The organism is Ferroplasma sp. Type II, from assembly GCF_000496155.1.
The window spans coordinates 1-1,578 of record NZ_KI542730.1; the positions used below are offsets into that span (position 1 = coordinate 1).

Genomic DNA, 1,578 nt, shown 5'->3' on the forward strand with positions numbered 1-1,578 from the left:
CCTCACGGTCGGGACGGTTTTGCCAGAACTTATCACTAAGTCTTAAGGTCACTGCCGATTACAGTGTTGCCTCTTTAGGGGTATCAGTGCTCNCCTTGCATGTATCCCTGTCTACGTGCAATTGGAATACGCCTTTACCTGTATTATGCCTAATTGGAACACAGAGGCGTTCCCAACCTCTTATAGAGGATTTTACAGAAGAAATCTCCATCATGCCATTTTCAGGACTTATCCGATGGATTACCTTCTGACTTCCCATTTTAAGGATCAGTATAATCGTTTCGCAATTCATCCACATCGTAAGCTCAGTGGGTTTCTTTCCCATTTAGTTGTAAAATAAAATTATTTCTTTATTGTTGTAGATAAAATATTTATTTATTTCCAGAGAGTGTTGTCGCATAATCGGATAAAAGAGGAATATTTGCCTCCATGCCCTTAGAAGCCCTGTAGCCTATATAGATGCCATAAAGCCATACTAATAGAAGTATTAAATTAAATATTATTGATAGTATTCTTCCTGCATCTCCAACGGTAAACAGATTAATAATTGTGAATACTATGATTGCTATAATATAACATATTCCGAGTAAAATTGCCTGTATACTGTGGAATTTAAGTCTCCTGTCCGTATTTCCATATAAAACGTAAACTATCAATCCTGTTATTAGAGGAATTATATAAGAAACGATAAACATTATTTTATTATCTTTATTTTCCATGGAGGTATATATCAATATTATTATTTAAATATTGATATACACGTCCGACATTAATTATCATATCTATGTAGATGGAGTTATTTTTTTAAATATCTGTGGCTTAAATATTATGCTGCAAGGAATAAGTAGATTATATTTGTCAGACGTGATTTTTTTATCATGTGCTTCACTAGAACGATTTCGTTATTTAGCGTAGACTATAAAAATATTTATTTATAGGTAAAGCATTTGTATGTGTGAAAGACTTCCTGATTATATATCTGGCTTTGTTGGCAGTTTCTATAATATCTTTTGTCTATTATATCCTCAATGCATATTATTCCACATATTACATAAAGGGAGACACAGTTTCAGATGTTTATCCCTCGGAAACCACAATTATAATGCCTGTATATAATGAAGACACTGAGGTTTTTAGAAAGGCCATAGTCTCACTTAAGTTGCAGGGAGCAGATTTTATTGTTGTGGGAGATTCCAGCCTTGAGCCATATAAAACTATAACAGAAGAAAATGGTGGTAAATTCATATACCTGAGCAAAAATGGAGGTAAAAAGAATGCACTGGTGCAGGGAATAAAGTATGCGTCCACAAAATATGTAATGTTTGTTGACAGCGATACGATAATACCTGCAAACACACTGAAAAGCATGCTCACATACTTTGCACCGGGAATTGCCGGTGTAGGTGTGAATATACACATAAAAAACGATGGTACATATATTTCATATGCTTCGGAATTTATTGAAAGGCTTACAGAAATGATATCCAAATCCATGTCAAGACACGGAAATTTATATGTGCTGGATGGCAGATGCGCCCTTTACAAGACAGATGTTGTCAAGCCATTCATGACATCAGA

Annotated in this window: 2 protein-coding genes; one reads left to right on the plus strand and one right to left on the minus strand. The window is 34.6% G+C overall.

The features are described 5' to 3' along the window. Nucleotides 1-371: 371 nt before the first annotated feature. Nucleotides 372-719 carry a DUF4870 domain-containing protein gene (locus AMDU4_RS07850; protein WP_021787450.1) on the minus strand — a complete coding sequence of 116 codons (348 nt, stop codon included), beginning with the start codon at nt 717-719 and terminating at the stop codon, nt 372-374. Nucleotides 720-955: 236 nt separating this feature from the next. Here AMDU4_RS07850 and AMDU4_RS07855 point away from each other — a divergent pair. Then, on the plus strand, nt 956-1,578 hold a 623-nt coding region (locus AMDU4_RS07855; RefSeq protein WP_290704621.1), incomplete at its 3' end, for a glycosyltransferase.

Coding starts and splice junctions, on each gene's coding strand:
- AMDU4_RS07850 (WP_021787450.1), bottom strand. CDS start 719: ATGGAAAATAAAGATAATAAAATAATGTTTATCGTTTCTTATATAATT.